At 64.6% G+C, this 17,536-nt stretch carries 21 protein-coding genes and 1 tRNA gene; 10 read left to right on the forward strand and 12 right to left on the reverse strand.

All coding sequences use genetic code 11. The features are described from left to right. Positions 1–17 precede the first annotated feature (17 nt). The 4 genes from ACW7G1_RS06540 to ACW7G1_RS06555 form a co-directional block, all read right to left on the reverse strand. Complete coding sequence (locus ACW7G1_RS06540) at positions 18–500, reverse strand: LEA type 2 family protein (protein WP_456978961.1); 483 nt, start codon at positions 498–500, stop codon at positions 18–20. A 127-nt stretch (positions 501–627) separates the two neighbouring features. After that, complete coding sequence (locus ACW7G1_RS06545; protein ID WP_456978962.1) at positions 628–825, reverse strand: hypothetical protein; 198 nt, start codon at positions 823–825, stop codon at positions 628–630. Positions 826–837: 12 nt separating this feature from the next. Beyond that, positions 838–1,551 (reverse strand): zeta toxin family protein, encoded by a 714-nt coding sequence (locus ACW7G1_RS06550; protein WP_456978963.1) that lies wholly within the window; start codon positions 1,549–1,551, stop codon positions 838–840. A 116-nt stretch (positions 1,552–1,667) separates the two neighbouring features. Then, a tRNA-Phe gene (locus tag ACW7G1_RS06555) sits at positions 1,668–1,743 on the reverse strand. Between the two features lie 161 nt (positions 1,744–1,904). On the opposite strand from ACW7G1_RS06555, the gene ACW7G1_RS06560 reads away from it, so the two are divergent. Beyond that, positions 1,905–2,333, forward strand: a complete 429-nt coding sequence (locus ACW7G1_RS06560) for a DUF6491 family protein (protein ID WP_456978964.1) — start codon at positions 1,905–1,907, stop codon at positions 2,331–2,333. Between the two features lie 6 nt (positions 2,334–2,339). On the opposite strand, the gene ACW7G1_RS06565 is transcribed toward ACW7G1_RS06560, so the two are convergent. From ACW7G1_RS06565 to ftsY, 4 genes are read right to left on the reverse strand one after another with little or no spacing between them, the layout of a single operon-like run. Beyond that, a complete protein-coding gene (locus ACW7G1_RS06565; RefSeq protein WP_456978965.1) occupies positions 2,340–2,615 on the reverse strand; it encodes an oxidative damage protection protein in 276 nt (91 codons plus the stop codon). Positions 2,616–2,644: 29 nt separating this feature from the next. Further along, on the reverse strand, positions 2,645–3,709 hold the full coding sequence (mutY, locus tag ACW7G1_RS06570) for an A/G-specific adenine glycosylase (RefSeq protein WP_456978966.1): 1,065 nt from the start codon (positions 3,707–3,709) through the stop codon (positions 2,645–2,647). After that, entirely contained in the window at positions 3,706–5,031 is a 1,326-nt protein-coding gene (locus ACW7G1_RS06575; RefSeq protein ID WP_456978967.1) for a hypothetical protein, read from the reverse strand. Before ACW7G1_RS06575 ends, mutY begins: the two co-directional genes overlap by 4 nt. Positions 5,032–5,047: 16 nt before the next feature. Beyond that, the gene (gene ftsY, locus ACW7G1_RS06580) at positions 5,048–6,322 is read right to left on the reverse strand and encodes a signal recognition particle-docking protein FtsY (RefSeq protein WP_456978968.1); all 1,275 of its coding nucleotides are present in this window, start codon (positions 6,320–6,322) and stop codon (positions 5,048–5,050) included. Between the two features lie 62 nt (positions 6,323–6,384). On the opposite strand from ftsY, the gene rsmD reads away from it, so the two are divergent. The 7 genes from rsmD to ACW7G1_RS06615 all read left to right on the forward strand — a co-directional run bounded on the left by rsmD (position 6,385) and on the right by ACW7G1_RS06615 (position 12,017). Further along, the gene (gene rsmD / locus ACW7G1_RS06585) at positions 6,385–7,014 is read left to right on the forward strand and encodes a 16S rRNA (guanine(966)-N(2))-methyltransferase RsmD (protein WP_456978969.1); all 630 of its coding nucleotides are present in this window, start codon (positions 6,385–6,387) and stop codon (positions 7,012–7,014) included. 57 nt (positions 7,015–7,071) lie between these two features. Beyond that, the gene (coaD, locus tag ACW7G1_RS06590) at positions 7,072–7,575 is read left to right on the forward strand and encodes a pantetheine-phosphate adenylyltransferase (RefSeq protein ID WP_456978970.1); all 504 of its coding nucleotides are present in this window, start codon (positions 7,072–7,074) and stop codon (positions 7,573–7,575) included. A 106-nt stretch (positions 7,576–7,681) separates the two neighbouring features. Further along, on the forward strand, positions 7,682–8,182 hold the full coding sequence (locus tag ACW7G1_RS06595) for a hypothetical protein (protein ID WP_456978971.1): 501 nt from the start codon (positions 7,682–7,684) through the stop codon (positions 8,180–8,182). A gap of 72 nt (positions 8,183–8,254) precedes the next feature. Then, positions 8,255–8,509 carry a YfhL family 4Fe-4S dicluster ferredoxin gene (locus ACW7G1_RS06600; RefSeq protein ID WP_456978972.1) on the forward strand — a complete coding sequence of 85 codons (255 nt, stop codon included), beginning with the start codon at positions 8,255–8,257 and terminating at the stop codon, positions 8,507–8,509. A 28-nt stretch (positions 8,510–8,537) separates the two neighbouring features. Further along, positions 8,538–10,277: a gamma-glutamyltransferase gene (gene ggt / locus ACW7G1_RS06605; RefSeq protein WP_456978973.1), complete on the forward strand. Its 1,740-nt coding sequence runs from the start codon at positions 8,538–8,540 to the stop codon at positions 10,275–10,277. An 85-nt stretch (positions 10,278–10,362) separates the two neighbouring features. Further along, the gene (locus tag ACW7G1_RS06610; RefSeq protein ID WP_456978974.1) at positions 10,363–11,253 is read left to right on the forward strand and encodes an MBL fold metallo-hydrolase; all 891 of its coding nucleotides are present in this window, start codon (positions 10,363–10,365) and stop codon (positions 11,251–11,253) included. After that, complete coding sequence (locus ACW7G1_RS06615) at positions 11,250–12,017, forward strand: TMEM43 family protein (RefSeq protein ID WP_456978975.1); 768 nt, start codon at positions 11,250–11,252, stop codon at positions 12,015–12,017. The genes ACW7G1_RS06610 and ACW7G1_RS06615 overlap by 4 nt, the downstream gene beginning before the upstream one ends. A 91-nt stretch (positions 12,018–12,108) precedes the next feature. Here the strand turns inward: ACW7G1_RS06615 and ACW7G1_RS06620 are convergent, their stop codons facing one another. The 3 genes from ACW7G1_RS06620 to ACW7G1_RS06630 are packed head-to-tail and all read right to left on the reverse strand — an operon-like array spanning position 12,109 to position 14,703. Then, on the reverse strand, positions 12,109–12,942 hold the full coding sequence (locus ACW7G1_RS06620; RefSeq protein ID WP_456978976.1) for a DODA-type extradiol aromatic ring-opening family dioxygenase: 834 nt from the start codon (positions 12,940–12,942) through the stop codon (positions 12,109–12,111). 49 nt (positions 12,943–12,991) lie between these two features. Beyond that, positions 12,992–14,278 carry a PQQ-dependent sugar dehydrogenase gene (locus tag ACW7G1_RS06625; RefSeq protein ID WP_456978977.1) on the reverse strand — a complete coding sequence of 429 codons (1,287 nt, stop codon included), beginning with the start codon at positions 14,276–14,278 and terminating at the stop codon, positions 12,992–12,994. Beyond that, complete coding sequence (locus ACW7G1_RS06630) at positions 14,275–14,703, reverse strand: DUF2231 domain-containing protein (RefSeq protein ID WP_456978978.1); 429 nt, start codon at positions 14,701–14,703, stop codon at positions 14,275–14,277. The genes ACW7G1_RS06625 and ACW7G1_RS06630 overlap by 4 nt, the downstream gene beginning before the upstream one ends. A gap of 303 nt (positions 14,704–15,006) precedes the next feature. Here ACW7G1_RS06630 and ACW7G1_RS06635 point away from each other — a divergent pair, with 303 nt between their 5' ends. Continuing rightward, positions 15,007–15,618 (forward strand): RNA polymerase sigma factor, encoded by a 612-nt coding sequence (locus tag ACW7G1_RS06635; RefSeq protein ID WP_456978979.1) that lies wholly within the window; start codon positions 15,007–15,009, stop codon positions 15,616–15,618. A 104-nt stretch (positions 15,619–15,722) separates the two neighbouring features. Beyond that, complete coding sequence (locus ACW7G1_RS06640; RefSeq protein ID WP_456979859.1) at positions 15,723–16,502, forward strand: FecR family protein; 780 nt, start codon at positions 15,723–15,725, stop codon at positions 16,500–16,502. Between the two features lie 84 nt (positions 16,503–16,586). On the opposite strand, the gene ACW7G1_RS06645 is transcribed toward ACW7G1_RS06640, so the two are convergent. Then, the gene (locus ACW7G1_RS06645; RefSeq protein ID WP_456978980.1) at positions 16,587–17,504 is read right to left on the reverse strand and encodes a glycerophosphodiester phosphodiesterase; all 918 of its coding nucleotides are present in this window, start codon (positions 17,502–17,504) and stop codon (positions 16,587–16,589) included. Positions 17,505–17,536 lie beyond the last annotated feature (32 nt).

The following is a 17,536-nucleotide window of genomic DNA, read 5'->3' on the forward strand; positions in this document are numbered from 1 at the left end:
GTCTGGCTGCCCGCTGCTCAGCGCAACACGCCAGGTAGTCCCGGTGCCGGACTCAACGTGCTGTTGCGCTCGATCTTGTATTCACGCTGGCGCTCATCGTCGGGCGTCGCGGTGATGGTTCCTTCAAGCGCGTAATCCAGACCCTGGTTGCGGGCCAGTGCATCGGCGACTTCAAGCTTTGCAGCGACCGAAGGGGCGAGTGTCACGGTGATCACGTCGGCAGATTCCGGGCCGATGGTCACCGCCGGCTGTGCCGCCAGCGCGCCGGCTTCCTGGTCGCCCACCTCAAGGGCGAGGCGCAATGAATCGAACCGCATCGGGATGCTGCTGAAGTTCTCGATCCGCAACTCGGCCGACCAGCTGCCATCGGCCAGGACCGTCAACTGCTGGATGCGTGCGGACGGTTCCGACACGCGCCGCACCGGGCCACTGGCACATGCTGCCAGCAGCAATACGCACGATGCCAATCCGAGCCAGCTTGTCCAACGCGTGGTAGTCATTGTTCGTCCCCGATGGTGTCTGTTTCGTCGAGGATACTACGGCGCATGGTGCGGGCAGTTGCATGACGATGGGCAAAAGCAAAAACCCCGCAAAGCGGGGTTCTGCAATTAGAAGGCGGATCAAGAGTTACCGCGACTGTGCGTGGAACGTCCTCGTAGAGCTACCGGATTCAGCACGGCGCTTCTCGATGATGCTCTTTTGGCGTTCGGTGGCTTTGACCAGCACGACCTTGTAGACCTTCTTCTTCTCTTTGGAAGAGGCATTGCGAATGAAGTCAGAGAAGGGTGTGGACGATACCTTCTTGGTCTTGAATAAATCGAACATTTTCTGATTTCTCTAGATGGTGCTCAGGATCCGGCGTAGGGCCGTTTCGTCGTACTTTTCAGGAATGTGCCCATCGATCAGGTCGATGTTGTCGACGTACATACCGTTGGTGCCGTCAATATTCTTGAGTAGTAGATCTACACTGATCGAACGGCCGAAAGTCTTCTTCAGCCTGTTCACAACGTTACGCGCTTCGAAGTACTGGTGTATGAACTGTTCTGGAGGAATGTGCCGCCCGTCAAGAGCTTCCCGTTCCTGAACGAATTCCCAGGCTTGGTGAGGCTCCTGGTACACATAAAGGATCTGAACGACGCGCTTTCGCTGTAGCGACCGATCAATGTTGTGGGCAGCGATTGAGTAGTTGGTGAGTGTGCCATCGAGCAAAAACGTCTGACTTTGCTTAAATGCCAGATCGAGCATCCGATTCACCAAGGTCGAAACAGCTCGTTGGAAGAGGCTGGCGTTGTGTCCTTCATAGCCGGGCAGCAATTCCCGCAGCTCGTCCGGATCGATCCGTAGAACACGATCTCCATGCTGGGCCAGAAGTTCTATCGATGCTTCAGTCTTCCCTGCGCCAGGTGACCCGGCCATGAAGACAGAGACTGGCGACTTTTCAGATAGGTAGACATGGGGGTCTGTCCGCTCCGCGGCAATAGCCTTCCGATTGGCTTGCGCGTATGCGTTGGCGGCGCCCATGACAATTTGATCTTCGGGGCTCAGCTCCAAGACGATCTCCTACGGGGCCGGACAATTTTACTAAGCCTCCATGGCTCACCCTCACAAACGAAAAACCCCGCAGTGCTCGACAGCATTGCAGGGCTTGCATCTCACACGCCACCAAATGGTGGCCGGGGAGGGAATCGAACCCCCGACACGGGGATTTTCAATCCCCTGCTCTACCAACTGAGCTACCCGGCCCTGTCACGGGCTGGCCGTGAAGGAGCGGCATGATAGCGGGCTGATGGCGTAGGTGGCAAGCCGGATGTGAGCTGAATGCGCGCGCGCTCGTGCCAGACTCATCGCAACTCACGGTGCACCATGCACTCTTGAACGCCTCCTTCGCCAACCCGGGAGCAGACATGAAACGTATCTTCCTTTCGGTCGCCGTCGCAGCGCTGCTGACCGCTTGCGCCACTACCGCGACCTTGCCCGACGATCAACGCCTGGACATCCACCGGGCGCATGCCGGGGCACCGGTCAACAGCTTCCACAATTTTGGCACTCTCTACAGTTGGACTCCGCTGGGCGATAGCGCGCTGACGGTCTGGACCCGGCGCAACCAGGCCTATCTGCTGGAGCTGGGCGGGAGCTGTCCGGGCCTGGAATACGGGCACGCCATCAGTTTCAGCGGGCAGGGTGGGACGGTCTTTTCCGGGATGGACAGCGTGGTGGTGCTCGATCCCGGAGTCACCAGCTTCCCGTGCCGGATCCAGCAAATCCTGCCGCTGGATGTCAAAGCCCTGAAGAAGGCCGAAGACGCCGCCCGCGACGATGTTGAAGGCAAGTAGCGCGGCTCAATCACCTTCGGGCGGAACGTAGCCCGCCACTTGCTCGACGTTGCCTTCGAACAGGAACTTCAGCATCTGCTCCTGCAAGAAGGCACGGTGATTGGGGTCCATCGGCGACAGGCGGTTTTCGTTGATCAGCATGGTCTGGTGCGCAAGCCACTTGGCCCAGGCCGGCTTGCCGATATGGGCATATACCCGCTTGCCGGCGTCGCCCGGCCAGGGTGCGAAATCGAGTCCTTCGGCGTCGCGTTTTTCGTATTCGCAGTAGACGGTACGGGCCATTACCAGTTCTCCTTGGATCGGGTGCGCGCTCAGTTGGCTTCCAGCAACCGGCGGATGGGCGCGGGGATGCCGAGGCTCCCCAATTGTCCGTTGGCGACCCAGCGCAGATCGGCATTGTCGCCCACCGCGCCGCCCAGGGTAACGCCGCGCCAGCGCCGTGGTTGCAGTGCCAGCCGGTAGTGGCTGAAGGCGTGGGCGATGGTCGGCAGGGTTTCTCCCTGGTCGAACCCGTCGTGATCAAGGTCACCCGCCAGGTGGCGGGCGAACCAGTCGCGTGCGCCCGCCTCGTCGTCGGCCTGCGGCAAGGTCCACAGCGAGGCCCAGATGCCTACCGGCGGGCGTTGCTGCAACAGCACCCGGCCATCGACGTCCTGCAGCCAGAGTACGTGCGCGTGGCGCTGCGGGATGGCCTTGGCTGGCTTGCGGGTTGGCAGTTCGCTGCTGCGGCCTTCGATACGCGCAACACAATTGCCCTGCAGTGGACATGAGACGCAACGCGGGTTGCTGCGCGTGCACAGGGTCGCGCCAAGGTCCATCTGGGCCTGGGTGTAGTCGCGCAGACGCGAGGTGGGCAGATGTAACTCTGCCAGCGCCCACAGCTGCTTCTCGATTGCCGGCGTGCCGGGCCAGCCAGTCACACCGTGGTAGCGCGCCAGCACCCGTTTGACGTTGCCATCCAGGATCGCGTGCCGGTCGCCCCAGGCTTGCGCCGCGATCGCCGCGGCGGTACTGCGGCCAATGCCGGGCAGGGCGATCAACGCGTCGACATCACGTGGCAAGTCGCCGTCGTGACGTTCCATGCATAGCTTGGCGGCGTTATGCAGGTTGCGGGCGCGGGTGTAGTAACCCAGTCCCGACCACAGTGCGAGGACATCGTCGAGCGGCGCGGCGGCCAGGGCGGGCAGGCTCGGAAGCGCCGCCACGAAACGCTCGAAGTAGGGCGCGGCGGTCTTGACCTGGGTCTGCTGCAGCATGATCTCCGACAGCCATACCCGGTAAGGCGTGCGCGGATGCTGCCAGGGCAGGTCATGGCGCCCGTTGTGATCGAACCAGACGAGCAGGCGTCCGGCAAAGTCGGCTGGCTCCGGTGTCATGGGTCGACGCTGTCTTCGGAATCGCCCGGGTGCTCGTCGTCACCATTGTCGAACCGGATTTCCACCCCGGTCAGGGTTGCGCCGGCAATTTCGATGCGTGGCGTAACCAGGGTGCCGCTGAGTGGCGGCAACGGGGTGCCGGTGTCGAGCTGGTCCAGCCAATCCAGGATTGCAGGCAATTGCAAGCGGCTGTCGAGGCGGGTGTCATCACGTTCCAGTTGCAGGGAGGTGACCCCGGACAGATCGAGCGGGCCGGTGTAGTCGACCTTGAACGGCAGTGGTGAGCCCGACTGGCCCAGTGGCGCTGGCAGCGCCGGCCAACTGTCAGGCCATTCGGCGATTACACCGTCGAGTTGCAATGCCAACGTGTCGCCCCAGGCAAGAGCACCACGGGCATCGAAGCTCGGTATCGGCCCGCCGCCACGCAGCACGGTGCCCATGGGAATGATGCTGATGTTGCCCGCGCGGTAACGCAGCGGCCCGGCAACGCCATAGGCAAACGCCAGATCCCGGGAGCCGGCAGGGCTGCGATCCAACCAGCGGATGTCGGCGCCCGCCTGGAAGCGGTCAAGCCCGAGGCCATCATCGCCATCGTGCAGTTGTCCCGACAGTTGCAACTGCATCGGCAGGCGCCAGTCGGGCGTGACCACGGTGACAATGCCGGCGGCGCCAAGGCCCGCATCCAGCGTTGGCCGAGTCAGGGCCCACTGCAGGTCGAACGGGGCGATGGTGGTGCCGAAGCGACCCCTGCCGCTGATTCGAGCCGCAAGCGCACTTTCCGGGTGCAGCGATGGCGTGTCCAGACCGATCCGGTCGATCGACCAACCGTCGCCAATGATCTCGCCCCGGGTGACCTGGACGCCATCGGTGATGGTCGGGATGCGAAACTCCCCGCCCGGTGGCCGGCTGTCGAGCCAATGCTGCAATGCGGCGAGGTCGACTCGTGGCGCGTCCAGTTCCGCGCGCTGCACGGTCAGGTCTCCACCGGCCGCGCGCAGCGTCGTCCACGGCAGCGACAGGTAGATGCGCTCGGCGGTCAGTAACGGTGTTTCGGCGCCCGGCTGGCGGGCGATGACATCGCGCACCACAAGCCTGGGGGTACCGCGCAGACGGTACTCACTTGCGCCGCTGGAGGTGATCTCCAATCCCAATGCCTGCCCGACCCGTTCCAGAATCAGATCCGCGACCTGGCCGGGGCGGGTGAACCAGCCGAGGGTAAGCGCGAACATCAACAGCAGGAACGCGCCTGCACCCTTGGCGATGATCTTTCGCCACTGGCGGGCTCCTCGCTCGGTCCCGGTTGGCGCTGCTGGGGCGCCCACGCGCAGGCCGCCGGCGCTAGGCGCCGATCGCCTCGGGCAACAACGCGTCGACGAAGGCTTCGGCATCGAACACGCGCAGGTCCTCCGGGCGCTCACCAATGCCGGCAAAGCGGATCGGGATGCCGAACTCGCGCGCCAATGCAAACACCACGCCGCCCTTGGCCGTGCCGTCCAGCTTGGTCACCACCAGCCCGGTCACCCCGACGGCAGCGTTGAACTGGCGCAACTGCGACAGCGCGTTCTGGCCGGTGGTGCCATCGATCACCATCAGCACTTCGTGTGGCGCATCGTGGTCGAGTTTCTGGATCACCCGCTTGATCTTGCCCAGCTCGGCCATCAGGCCTTGCTGCGTATGCAGGCGTCCGGCGGTATCGGCGATCAATACCTCGATGTTGCGCGCCTGGGCGGCCTGCAATGCATCAAACGCAACCGAGGCGGCATCGGCGTTCTGCCCTTGCGCGATTACCGGCACCTGGTTGCGCTCGCCCCAGGCCTGCAACTGTGCCACCGCTGCGGCACGGAAGGTATCGCCGGCAGCCAGCATCAATGACCGGCCCTCGTCCTTGAACCGGCGCGCCAGCTTGCCGATCGTGGTGGTCTTGCCGACGCCATTGACGCCCACGGTCAGGATCACGAATGGACGGGCGTCGTTGCGGATCGACAGTGGCACCGCAACCGGCGCCAGCAATGCGACCAGGTCGGCGCGCAATCCTTGCAGCAAGGCGCGCGAATCGGCGAATTCGCGTGCCTTCATGCGCTTGCGCAGGTCCTCGACCAGGTCGGTGGTCGCCGTTACCCCGACGTCGGCAATGATCAGTGCGGTCTCGATCTCGTCGAGCAGGTTGTCATCAAGTTTCGGGTTGCCATGGAACAGTCCGCCGAAGCTGCGGGCGAACCCGGTGCCCCGCAGGCGCTCGCGCCAGCTCGGTCGGTCGGCAGCGACCGGCTTGTCGACCGATGCGGCAGGATGGATGACCGGTGTCGAGGCGACCTGCTGACTCGGCGCAACGGCAGGCTGCGGCAAGTCCGCAGGCCTGGGCAAGCCAGGTGGCGCCGGGGCCGGCTCGGGTTCCGGAGTTGGAGCGGGAGCGGGAGCTGGTGCCAGAGCTTGCGGCGGAGTTGAGGCCGGAGCCGCCGCTGGAGCCGGAACCGGTACGACAGGAGCCTCGGGTGCCGAAGACTCGTTGCTCGCCGGTGCCGGGCTCGGGAACGCAGCCGCCAGTTCTTCGGTGCTGTAACGACGCTCGGACGGACCGGTCCCTGGCTTTTTTCGGCGGAAGAGGCTGACCATCGACGGTTGGTTTCACGAATGCGCGAGAATAGGCACATGCTAGCACTGGCCTGTCATTGCGAATGATCAAGAAACCCGCTCCAAAGCCCGCCCGTCCCGTGTTCCGTGGCCCCGGCCAGGTCCGGATCATTGCCGGGCGCTGGCGCGGCAGCAAGCTGCCGGTGGGTGCCGCCAGCGGGCTGCGCCCAACATCCGACCGGGTCCGCGAGACCTTGTTCAACTGGTTGATGCCGGCCTTGCCCGGCGCACGGGTTCTGGACCTGTTTGCTGGCAGCGGGGCACTCGGGCTGGAGGCGGTTTCCCGTGGCGCGGCGTCAGCGGTACTGGTCGAGCGCGACCCCCAGCTGGCGGCAAGCTTGCAGGCGACCGCCGAGCGGCTGCCGGGCGGCGAGGTCGCCAAGGTCATCCGGGCGGACGCACTGGTCTGGCTGCCGGCGCAACCGCGCGCCAGCTTCGATATCGCGTTCGTTGACCCGCCATTCGCTTCCGGGCAGTGGGAGCCGGTATTGGCGGGACTGCTGCCGGTGCTGGCCAACGATGCCTGGCTGTATGTCGAGGCACCGCTGGCCGAGCCCATTGTCCTGCCGCACGGGTGGATACTGCACCGCGAGGGCCGTACCCGCGAGGTGCGGTATGCCGTGTATCGGCGTGCCGGCATCACGACTGACCAGCAGGACGCCGGTCTCGGTTGATACACTCCCCTCAACCCCGGAAAACCCGGGTTCCAATCTTCTTGAGCCCGCCATCAAATGACACCGGCCCGCCACCGCATCGCTGTCTACCCGGGAACCTTCGATCCGGTGACCAACGGCCATATCGATCTGGTCGATCGCGCCGCGCCATTGTTTGACCGGCTCATCGTCGGAGTGGCGGAGAGCCCGAGCAAGAGTCCTGCCTTGCCATTGGAGCTTCGGGTCGAGTTGGCGCAACAGGCGCTGGGCCACCACGCCAACGTGGAAGTGTGCGGGTTCGACTCCCTGCTGGCCCATTTCGTGTCCGGTCTGGGGGCAGGAGTACTGCTGCGTGGCTTGCGCGCGGTGTCGGATTTCGAATATGAGTTCCAGATGGCAAGCATGAACCGCCATTTAATACCGGAGGTGGAAACGCTGTTCCTGACTCCGGCCGAGCAATACAGCTTTATTTCATCATCGCTGGTGCGCGAGATTGCCCGCCTCGGGGGCGACGTCTCCGGCTTCGTGCCGCCAGCCGTTGCCAAGGCGCTGCAAACGCAATGGCAACGTAGTGACGCTTGAGCACTTGCCGTACCGACGCCGTTCCAAATCGACGCCGATCAAACCGACGCAGCTTCAAATCGACGTTGTCCAATTGAAACTTGATATTTGACCGAAGGGGAATGCCATGAACACCACCACCCGTCTGATCCTGATTGCTCTGCTTTCGATGCCGCTGCTGGCGGCCTGCGACAAGGCCGACAAGGCCGAAGAAATCGTAGCCGTGGCGAAGGCACCGTTGACTGCGCCGACCACCAATGACGACAACGCTTGGGGCAGCTATCTGTCGCAGGTAGTGACCAGCAACATGGGCGAGGTCACCAACAGCCCGTACCTCTACTATTTGCCCGGCAGCGACAGTGCGGGCTTCGAGGGTGCCCATGAGCGCCTGAAGGAAGAGATCGAGATCGCGATGCAGCGCGGCATCGTGGAAGGCAACCTGGTGGCGTTTGGCTCACCCGAGTCGGCGATGATGGCCGATATCGTGGTCGGCGCTTTCGCCAAGGTCGATCCGGGTTCAATGAACAACGTCAGGCTGCTGTTCATCGGTGAAGCCGTCGATAATGACCGGGTCAAGGCTGCCGTTGAGCCGGCCGGTGTCGAATACGTGTTTGTCGAGGCGAAGTAGTCTTCTTTCGACAGACATCCTTGAAACTGTAATCAACGGATCCTTTCGCGGGCCACGGCGCCGCGTCATGCCATGGCCCTGAAGATCAACGAGATTTGCGTCAATTGCGACGTCTGTGAACCGGCCTGTCCCAACGGGGCGATCACCCAGGGTGAAGACATCTATGTAATCGACCCGGGGCTGTGTACCGAGTGCGTGGGACATTTTGACGAGCCGCAGTGCGTGGTCGTCTGCCCAGTGGAATGTATCGACCCGGACCCGAACTTCCCGGAAACCCATGAGCAGCTGCTGGGCAAATTGCTGAAGCTGCAAACCGGTACCGGGTAAACCCTGCGACGCCAAAGAGGGCGACTTGATGCGCAATACACCACGAACGCTGACGCTGGCTGGCTTGCTGGCCTTCACCACACTCACCGTTGGCCTCACCGGGTGCGCGAGCTCGCCGGAGCAGGCACCAGCGCCCCAAGCCGCCACCAACACCCCTCCCGGGGCGGTGATCGCCAGTGGTCATTCGCTTGCGACCGAGGCTGGGCTGGAGATCATTGCCCAGGGCGGCAACGCGTTCGATGCGGCGGTTGCGGTGTCAGCGACGTTGTCGGTGGTCGAGCCGATCAGCTCCGGGCTCGGCGGCGGTGGTTTCTTCCTGCTCCACGACGCCAGTACCGATCGCGACATATTCCTCGACGCACGCGAGACGGCACCGATCGTGGCGACGCCGGAGGCCTACCTCGACGAGGACGGCGAACTGGATCGCGACCGGGCGACCAACGGCGCTTGGTCGGCCGGTATTCCGGGATTGCCGGCCGCGCTGGTCGTGCTGGCGCAGGAATACGGCGAGCTGCCGCTGGCAACTACGCTGGCGCCGGCGATCCGTGTTGCCCGTGATGGATTCCCGATATACGAGCGGCTGGAGAAGGGCTACGCGCGTCGCAGCGAGGTGATGGAGCGCTACCGTGGAACCCGCGAGGTATTCCTGGCCGATGGCGATCCGCCCAAGGTCGGCGAGATCCTCAAGCAGCCCGACCTGGCCCGCACGCTGGAGTTGCTGGCAGCGCATGGCCATGACGGTTTTTACCGCGGTGAGGTGGCCGACAAGCTACTCGCCTCGGTGGCGGAAGAGGGTAGTCACTGGACTGCCGCCGAGTTGGCCGGGTACCAGGTGCGCGAGCGTGAACCGATCAGGTTCGATTACCGCGGCTGGCAGGTAGTCACCGCGCCGCCGCCGTCCTCGGGCGGGGTTGCACTGGCGGAAATGCTGCAGATCCTGCAGCCGTGGGACTTGTCCCAGCTCGACCAGACCGAGCGAACCCATCTGCTGGTGGAGGCGATGCGCCGGGCTTACCGGGATCGCACCATTTATCTTGGCGACCCGGATTTCGTGCAGATGCCGATCGCGCTGCTGACCGATCCGGCCTACGCGGCCGGCCTGCGCGCGACCATCCACCCGGACAAGGCGACTCCCAGCGAGCTGCTTTCCGGCCAGCCAGTGCCCTTCGAGGATGACGAGACCACCCATTTCTCGATCATCGATACCGAAGGCAACATCGTCTCGGCAACCCAGACCGTCAACCTGTTGTACGGCTCCGGGTTGATTGCGCCCGGGACCGGCGTGATCCTCAACAACGAGATGGACGATTTCGCGCTCAAGCCCGGTACGCCCAATGCGTTCGGGGTGATGGGTTTTGCCGCCAACGCGGTCGAGCCGGGCAAGCGCATGCTGAGCTCGATGACCCCGACCTTCATCGAGTCGCCAGACAAGCTTGCCGTGCTGGGTGCGCCCGGTGGCAGCCGGATCATCACCGAGGTATTGATCGGTATCCTTGGCTATGACGCCGGTCTGGACGCACAACAGGTCGCCGCCGAGCCGCGCATCCACCACCAGTGGCTGCCTGACGTGATTGCTGCTGAGCCGGACGCGCTGGATGCCGGCACCATCAAGGCTCTGCAGGCGATGGGCCACACGGTCAACGCTGGCGAGGGTACCTGGGGCAACCTGCAAACCGTTGCCTGGGACAAACAGACCGACACCCTGGACGGCGGTACCGATCCACGCAATCCGGTCGGCTCGGCCGAGGTACAGCTCGACGAGCATTGATTGCCGGGCCGACGGTTTCCTTGCGCATCCCGATCGCCCATCATGATCGGGATGCAGCCGCGGCTGCGAGCTTGTGGAGTCGACGATGAAACTCTGGTCGCTGATCGGCAACAGCCAGAAACTCGATGGCGGGGCGATGTTCGGCAACGCGCCGCGAGCGATGTGGAGCCAGTGGGCGCCGCCCGATGAGCAAAACCGCATCGACCTGGCCTGTCGCGCGCTGCTGGCCAGCCCGCTGGCGGGCAAGACGGTGTTGTTCGAGGCCGGCATCGGTGCCTTCTTCGAGCCCAGGCTGCGTGAGCGTTATGGGGTGGTCGAGGACCGCCACGTGCTGCTCGACTCGCTGGCCGAAACCGGATTCAAGCCGGCGGACATCGATGTAATCGTGCTGTCGCACCTGCACTTCGACCATGCCGGTGGCCTGCTTGCCCCGTGGGAAGAAGGCCAACCGGCACGGCTGGTGTTCCCGAATGCGACTTACGTGGTGGGCCGGGAGCATTGGCAGCGTGCCACCGCGCCGCACGCCCGCGACCGCGCCAGCTTCATCCCCGAGCTTCCGGGATTGCTTGAGGCCACCGGCAAGCTTGAGCTGGTCGACGGCGAGTTCTCGCAGACCCTCGGCAAGGCGGTGCGCTTCCATTACAGCGACGGCCACACGCCGGGCCTGATGCTGGCGGAGATCGTCGGGCCGGAAGTCATCGACGGCCAATCCCAGGGCGGAGTGGTGTTCTGCGCCGACCTGGTCCCCGGACGGCCGTGGGTGCATGTGCCGATCACGATGGGTTACGACCGCAATGCCGAGTTGCTGATCGACGAGAAAAAGACCTTCCTGGCCGACAAGATGGCGCGCAACGTGCGCCTGTTCTTTACCCACGATCCCGGTTGCGCGCTGGCCCAGGTGACCCGCAACGAGAAGGGCAGGTTCGGCACCAGCCACGAGGTGGCGGAATTACGGGCGAGGACGCTGGCCGCATGAACTGGCGGCCTGGACTGGCGGCATGGGTACTGGTGACGGTGGCGACACTTGCGCCGTGGCCGGTCGGCGCGCAGGTGCCTGGCCGCACGGCGGCGCCGGCGCAGGCGGTCGTCGCCAAGCCGGTGGGCGAACCGGTGCCCGGCAGCGTGCTCGAAGACACCGAGTTCGGCGTGCGCACCGACCAGTTCGGATTGGACCGGCGGGTTGAGATGTTCCAGTGGTACCGCGATCGCAATGGCGATTATGAGCGAGTCTGGAAACCGGCCTTGGTCGACTCCTCCGCATTCGCGCCGGGCCACCAGAACCCTGGGGAGATTCCACTGCAAGGCCAGCGTTGGTGGGCTACCGATGCCAGTCTGGATGGCAGGCCGCTCGACCTCTCAGTGCTGAAAACACTGGGGCAATGGGAGGATTTTCGGCCGGGTTTCTCACGCTTGCGGGCCAACCTGGCGGCCACCTTCCAACCGGAAGGCGACGGTCTTGGAAGCTCCGACAACCCGCTTGATCCCAAGATCGGCGATTTGCGTGTCCATTGGCGGCAATTGCGCCTTCCCGAGTTGTCGGGGCATGTCGAGCTGGAGGATGGCAGGTGGCAGCTGGCGACCAGGCCGGAGTTGGAAACCCAAACCACAGGGCTCTTGCAGGCGGCCGGCCAAGACTCTCTGCGGACCGGAAGTTCTGGCCGGTGGTTCTGGATAGCAGCCGGTGCACTGGCGCTGGCGTTCGTACTCGCTCTTCTGTTGCGCCGCAGACTCAAGCGTTAGCGTGCATACACTGCCCGGCTGCCGGATCATCGACATCGGGATCATCCGCCTGCGGCTTGTCCGCGGTGCCGCGGGCGCGCGCGCTGGTTGCTCAGCCGAAGCGGAATGCTGAAATGGTGGTTTGCATGACGGTCTCCGAATAGACCTTGCGCCCCGTCGAGTCATCGCCGGCGCCGGCGGCGACCAGCAGTGGAAGCAGGTGCTCCTCGCCGCCCGGCGGATGGCAGTCGCGTGCGTGTGGAGCGAGCGTCCATTCCTGCAGAAGGGCGTTGCGTTGCGCCGGCGAGCTTTCCGCCGCGGTGGTCAGCCAGGCGTCGAACTCGGCCGAGATCGGGGTGAAACGCGGATCGCCGTAGCCGCGCATGTTGTGGAAGCTCATGCCGCTGCCGATGATCAGCACGCCCTCGTCGCGGAGCGCCGCCAGTGCGCGGCCCGCTTCGATGTGCGCACGCGGGTCCAGGTCGCGGCGCAGGGACAGCTGGATCACCGGGATCTCCGCCGCCGGAAACATCAACTTCAGCGGGATGAACATGCCGTGGTCGAAGCCGCTTTTACCATCCACCCGGATCGCCGCCCCATCCGGGCCAAGCATTTGAGCGACCTGCGCCGCCAGCTCCGGGTTGCCGGGCGCGGGATACGTCAGCTCATAGGTGTGCGGCGGAAAGCCGGAGTAGTCGTAGATCAGCGGCGGCCGGGCGTGGCCGGTGACGCTGAACTGCGGCTCCAACCAGTGCCCGGAGACCAGCACGATGGCCTTCGGCCGGGCCGGAAGCGTATCGGCCACACCCTTGAGGAAGCCCGCCATGCCGGTCCAGGTGTCGCCCGGATTCCAATCCATGAAAAAGCAGGGGCCCGCGCCATGCGGGATGAAAAACACCGGCATCCTTGCGTTATCGCCGGCGCTGGGGCGCTTGTCGTTGTTCACCGTGGATACCTTTGCCTGTTTGCTGCATGGCCTCGTGGATCGTTGTCGGTCAGCGGGCCGGGGCCACGCGCCAGATGGTGTTGGCCAGGTCGTCGGCGATGATGAGTGCGCCGCGCGGATCCACGGTCACGCCGACCGGGCGGCCACGGGTCTTGCCGTCTTCGCCACGGAAACCGGTGGCGAAGTCGACCGGCGGGCCCGAGGGGCGACCGTTGCGGAACGGCACGAAGATCACCTTGTAGCCGACAGGATCCTTGCGGTTCCAGCTGCCGTGCTCACCGACGAACGCGCCGTCCGCGAACTGGGCACCCATCGTGGGCGTGGAGAAATCCAGACCCAGCGCAGCCACATGCGACCCCAGGCTGTAGTCCGGAGTGATGGCGGAGGCCACCTTTTCCGGGTTCTGCGGCCGCACGCGCGGATCAACGTTCTGGCCCCAGTAGCTGTACGGCCAGCCGTAGAACCCGCCTTCGCGGACCGAGGTTAGGTAGTCGGGGACGAGGTTGGGACCGAGCTCGTCGCGCTCGTTCACCACCGCCCACAAGACGTCCGTCCCCGGCTGGATGGCGAGTGCGGTGGGGTTGCGCAGGCCGGTGGCATAGACCTTGTGCGCCCCGGTTTGCGTGTCCACCTGCCACACCTGAGCGCGGTCGACTTCGGCATCCATCCCGCGCTCGGTGATGTTGCTGTTGGAGCCGATGGCCACGTAGAGGAAACGCCCGTCCGGGCTGGCGGTCAGTGCCTTGGTCCAGTGATGGTTGATCGCCGACGGCAGGTCGGTGACCTTGACCGGCGCCCCGCTGGCCGTGGTCTGGCCATCGCGGTAATCGAAGCGCACCAGCGCATCCTGGTTCGCCACGTAAAGCTGGCCGTCGACCAGCGCGAGCCCGTAGGGCGCGTTGAGGTTCTCGGCGAAGACGGTCCGCTCCTTGTAGCTGCCGTCGCCATCGGTGTCGCGCAGCAACGTCAAGCGGTTGCCGCTCTTGACCGTGGTGTTGCCCTTGGCCTTGATGCGGCCGGCGATCACATCCTTCGGCTTCAGGGCCGCCGCGCCGCCGCCCCGGCCTTCGGCCACCAGGATGTCGCCGTTGGGAAGTACCAGGGTCTGGCGCGGGATGTTGAGGTCGGTGGCGATGGCCGCGATCGTGTAGCCCTGAGGCACGGTCGGCAGCTGGTCGCCCCACAGCGCCGGCTTCGCAATGGTCATATTGGGCAACAGCCCGCGTTCCGGGGCAGGGAGGGTCGGATCAGCACCGTACTGGGCCGAGTCCGGGTCGCTGCCGCCGCATGCGCCCAGCAGGGCCGTCATGGCAACGACGGTCAACAGGCGTTTCATGCTGCACCTCCGGTACGAAGGTTGGAGAACCCGAGCCAGGTCGCCGCGCACGCGAGCACGGCAACGATCACCGACAGGATGAGGCTGGTCGGCATGATCGCGAACGCATCCTTGGCGTGGATCAGGGAGTCGATGAAGCCCACCACCCAGGTCGCCAGCAGAAGCAGGACGTAGACGAGCGGGCGCCCGCCGCGACGATCGCCACGGAGCAGGTCGATGACGGCCCACAACAGCGCGAAGCCAGCGAAGACCAGCGCGCCGGCGAGCAGCCAGGACGCGAAGTTGCTCCACTGGATCTGGTAGCTGCGGGCATACGTGATGTCGCTCAGCAGGGCGCCCAGGAACAGCGGGACGGCCCCGGCAAGCAGGAACGCATGAAAGGGGTGAAGCACCCTTTGCGGCACTCGGTCGACAGTGACAGCCATGGCGGTTACTCCCTTTGATGGTTGAAATGAGGCTCCCGACACTGTAGCAGTGCGGCCCGTGGAAGGCGTTGGCGGAACAGGGTGCTCAGGCCGTCAACCGTGCCTGAGCCAGGCCTCCAACGCGGCCTGTTTGGGTGTCCGTGGCGGCACGATCGCCGGAGTCGCCGGCATTGGCTGCACGGCGACGGATGTAACAGCCCTTGCACAACTGAGCGCTATCGTCGGGCACTTCGCATATGCGCTGCGCCAGCAACGTCGTGTGCACATCGTTTTCCGATGCACTCTTTTCAGCCGCGTCCGTCAATGCACACCGACAACAACAGCATCGCAGTCTGGGTCGCGGAGGAAATCCTTCCGCACGAACCCGTGGTTCGCAGCTGGCTCATCCGCCATTGGCGCAGGGCGATCGACGTCGACGACGTGATCCAGGAGGCCTACTGCCGGATATCCGAACTCGACTCCGTTGCGCACATCCGCGCCGGTCGGTCCTACTTCTTCACCACGGCCCGGGCGGTGGCAATCGACATGACCCGCTCGGCCGGATATAAAAACACGCGTGCGATGACGGAAATCGAGTGGCTGGACGTCATAGATGATGGCCCAACGCCGGACCGGGCCGCCGAGGCAAGCCAGGAGCTGGAGCGGGCGACGAAACTGCTGTCGCAACTATCCTGGACCTGCCGTCAGGTGATAGAACTGCGTCGGGTACACGGATTGTCGCAGGCGGAAACAGCACGCCGGCTGGGAGTCAGTGAGAACGTCGTCGAAAACCATATCGTGCGTGGAATCAGGCGCCTCCTGAAAGCAGTATCGGAACTGGATACGCACGAGCAAGGCGAAGGTGAACAGAGTTGCAGCACCCCCATTCGAACAACCAGACAGAGGACGCAGCGGCGCAATGGGCAGCACGGCTGAGCAATGGACGGATGACGGACCGTTGTCGCGCCGATCTGGAGGCGTGGCTGCAGGCCAACCGCCGTCATCGGGGCGCCCTGTTGCGCGCCCGGGCGGCACTTCACGTGATCGAAACCGCCGTGGCACGCGGCCCGTCGGTGCTCGAGTCGGATAACGACAACGACTATGGACCGAAACAGGCGCCGACCGCCCGGCGTCGCCGGTTCGCCCTTGCGGCGATCGCTGTATGCCTGCTCGCGACGATCGCCGTCGCGCCGGGAAGGCTCTGGCCGACCAAGTCGTCTCCGACCGCCTCCCATCAGGACATCGACCTGGCGGACGGAAGCATTGTCACCCTCGTCGGCGGTGCGAGGGTCGCAGTGGAGATGACGGACAGCGCCCGCACCGTGACCCTGCAAAGCCATAAAGCCGTCTTCAATGTGGTCAAGGATCCGAAACGCCCGTTCCAGGTCCGCTCCGGCGGGGTGTTCGCCCAGGCGGTGGGTACGGTGTACTCGGTCGCCAGGGTTGGCGTCTCGGGTGCGGCGGTCAAGGTGTCCGAGGGCAGCGTACTGGTCTGGACGGACGGCCAGGCTGACCGGGCGATCATCCTCAACGCTGGCGACCAGGTGACGCTGGACCCCGACGCGACCATGCCACAGGCGTTGAACCCCGGGCAGATATCACTGGATAACGAATCGATCCTGGCCGCGGCGAAGCGCTTCAACCGCGTCAATCGCACCCAGATCGTCGTGCGGGACCCGGCCATCGGCGACGTCAGGGTCGTCGGTCTGTTCAAGGCGAATGAACCTGAGCACTTCGCCCAGGCCGCGGCCGCCATTGCAGGCGCGAAAGTGGGCCATGGGGATGGAATCATCATTCTCGAAGCGCAACGCGCCCCGTAACTGCGGGCCACCCACCCGAGTGAATGGCGTCGGGACGCACCGATGTCATAACGGATCAAGTGAAGCCGACGCGGCCTTGTCCGATTACTGGCCCTGTCGCTCCACGAACTTGATCGCGCCTTCCGGGTGGTTGGTGAAGAGGACATCCACGCCGAGGTCAAGGTACCTGCGCCAGGCCTCCGGTGTGTCGACGACTTCCGAATAGACCTGCACGCCCGCGTCCTGCAACGCCCGCACGTCTTCCTTGCCGACTATGGAATCGCGCAGCAGGATGCAGGTTGCATGGTGCTGCTGCAGCGTTGTCAGGAAATCGCGATGGCCCCAGTTGTGCGCACCCAGCAGGCAGGTGCGGATGCGTGGATTGATGGTGTGCAGGGCGTCGATGGTGCGGTAATCGGAGGACTGCAGGATGAGCCTGTCCTGCAATCCGTGAGCGCGGACCACCGCATCCACCAGGGTCGCGAACGTCACCGGATCGACATCGGCAATGCCCGGCGTGGGCTTGGGCATCTTGGTCTCGGCGTAGAAGACGACGTCCTTGCTCCGGAAGCGTCCCAGCAGTTCATCCACCGTGGGGATACGCGCACCCGGAACCGCCACATGGCCTTCCACGGCATAGATGTCGCGCACCTTCGTGCCGCAGTCGAACTGCTGGGTCTGCTGGAGGGTCAGGCCACGTACCGGCCCGGCCACCATGTCGGAGCTCGGGTCGGGAATGCAGATGTCGGGGTTGATGGTGGCGTCGTGATGCACGATCAGCTCGTCGTCGCTGGTCATCACCATGTCGAACTCCAGCACATCCACGCCCAGCTCGATGGCGTGGTCGAACGCGCTGATGGTGTTCTCGGGGCGATGCATCGCCCCGCCCCGGTGTGCGGCGATGGACGGCTGGCTGGCTGTCTCCGGGGCGACCGTTTCTGCCCAGACCGTATTGGGCATGGCGCAGGCCGACAGCGCCACGGCCAGGCTCGCGGATAGCACACACATGTTTGTACGCTTCATTTTTCTACTCCTCGACGGTTCGCATATTCGGT

This window comes from Lysobacter sp. A378 (genome assembly GCF_054052125.1).

Excerpts from the sequence above, each read along its gene's own strand:
- rsmD (WP_456978969.1), top strand. The coding sequence starts at position 6,385 with ATGATCAAGAAACCCGCTCCAAAGCCCGCCCGTCCCGTGTTCCGTGGC.
- coaD (WP_456978970.1), top strand. The coding sequence starts at position 7,072 with ATGACACCGGCCCGCCACCGCATCGCTGTCTACCCGGGAACCTTCGAT.
- ACW7G1_RS06610 (WP_456978974.1), top strand. The coding sequence starts at position 10,363 with ATGAAACTCTGGTCGCTGATCGGCAACAGCCAGAAACTCGATGGCGGG.
- ACW7G1_RS06615 (WP_456978975.1), top strand. The coding sequence starts at position 11,250 with ATGAACTGGCGGCCTGGACTGGCGGCATGGGTACTGGTGACGGTGGCG.
- ACW7G1_RS06595 (WP_456978971.1), top strand. The coding sequence starts at position 7,682 with ATGAACACCACCACCCGTCTGATCCTGATTGCTCTGCTTTCGATGCCG.
- ggt (WP_456978973.1), top strand. The coding sequence starts at position 8,538 with ATGCGCAATACACCACGAACGCTGACGCTGGCTGGCTTGCTGGCCTTC.
- mutY (WP_456978966.1), bottom strand. The coding sequence starts at position 3,709 with ATGACACCGGAGCCAGCCGACTTTGCCGGACGCCTGCTCGTCTGGTTC.
- ACW7G1_RS06560 (WP_456978964.1), top strand. The coding sequence starts at position 1,905 with ATGAAACGTATCTTCCTTTCGGTCGCCGTCGCAGCGCTGCTGACCGCT.
- ftsY (WP_456978968.1), bottom strand. The coding sequence starts at position 6,322 with ATGGTCAGCCTCTTCCGCCGAAAAAAGCCAGGGACCGGTCCGTCCGAG.
- ACW7G1_RS06625 (WP_456978977.1), bottom strand. The coding sequence starts at position 14,278 with ATGAAACGCCTGTTGACCGTCGTTGCCATGACGGCCCTGCTGGGCGCA.
- ACW7G1_RS06540 (WP_456978961.1), bottom strand. The coding sequence starts at position 500 with ATGACTACCACGCGTTGGACAAGCTGGCTCGGATTGGCATCGTGCGTA.
- ACW7G1_RS06630 (WP_456978978.1), bottom strand. The coding sequence starts at position 14,703 with ATGGCTGTCACTGTCGACCGAGTGCCGCAAAGGGTGCTTCACCCCTTT.
- ACW7G1_RS06635 (WP_456978979.1), top strand. The coding sequence starts at position 15,007 with ATGCACACCGACAACAACAGCATCGCAGTCTGGGTCGCGGAGGAAATC.
- ACW7G1_RS06600 (WP_456978972.1), top strand. The coding sequence starts at position 8,255 with ATGGCCCTGAAGATCAACGAGATTTGCGTCAATTGCGACGTCTGTGAA.
- ACW7G1_RS06645 (WP_456978980.1), bottom strand. The coding sequence starts at position 17,504 with ATGAAGCGTACAAACATGTGTGTGCTATCCGCGAGCCTGGCCGTGGCG.
- ACW7G1_RS06545 (WP_456978962.1), bottom strand. The coding sequence starts at position 825 with ATGTTCGATTTATTCAAGACCAAGAAGGTATCGTCCACACCCTTCTCT.
- ACW7G1_RS06565 (WP_456978965.1), bottom strand. The coding sequence starts at position 2,615 with ATGGCCCGTACCGTCTACTGCGAATACGAAAAACGCGACGCCGAAGGA.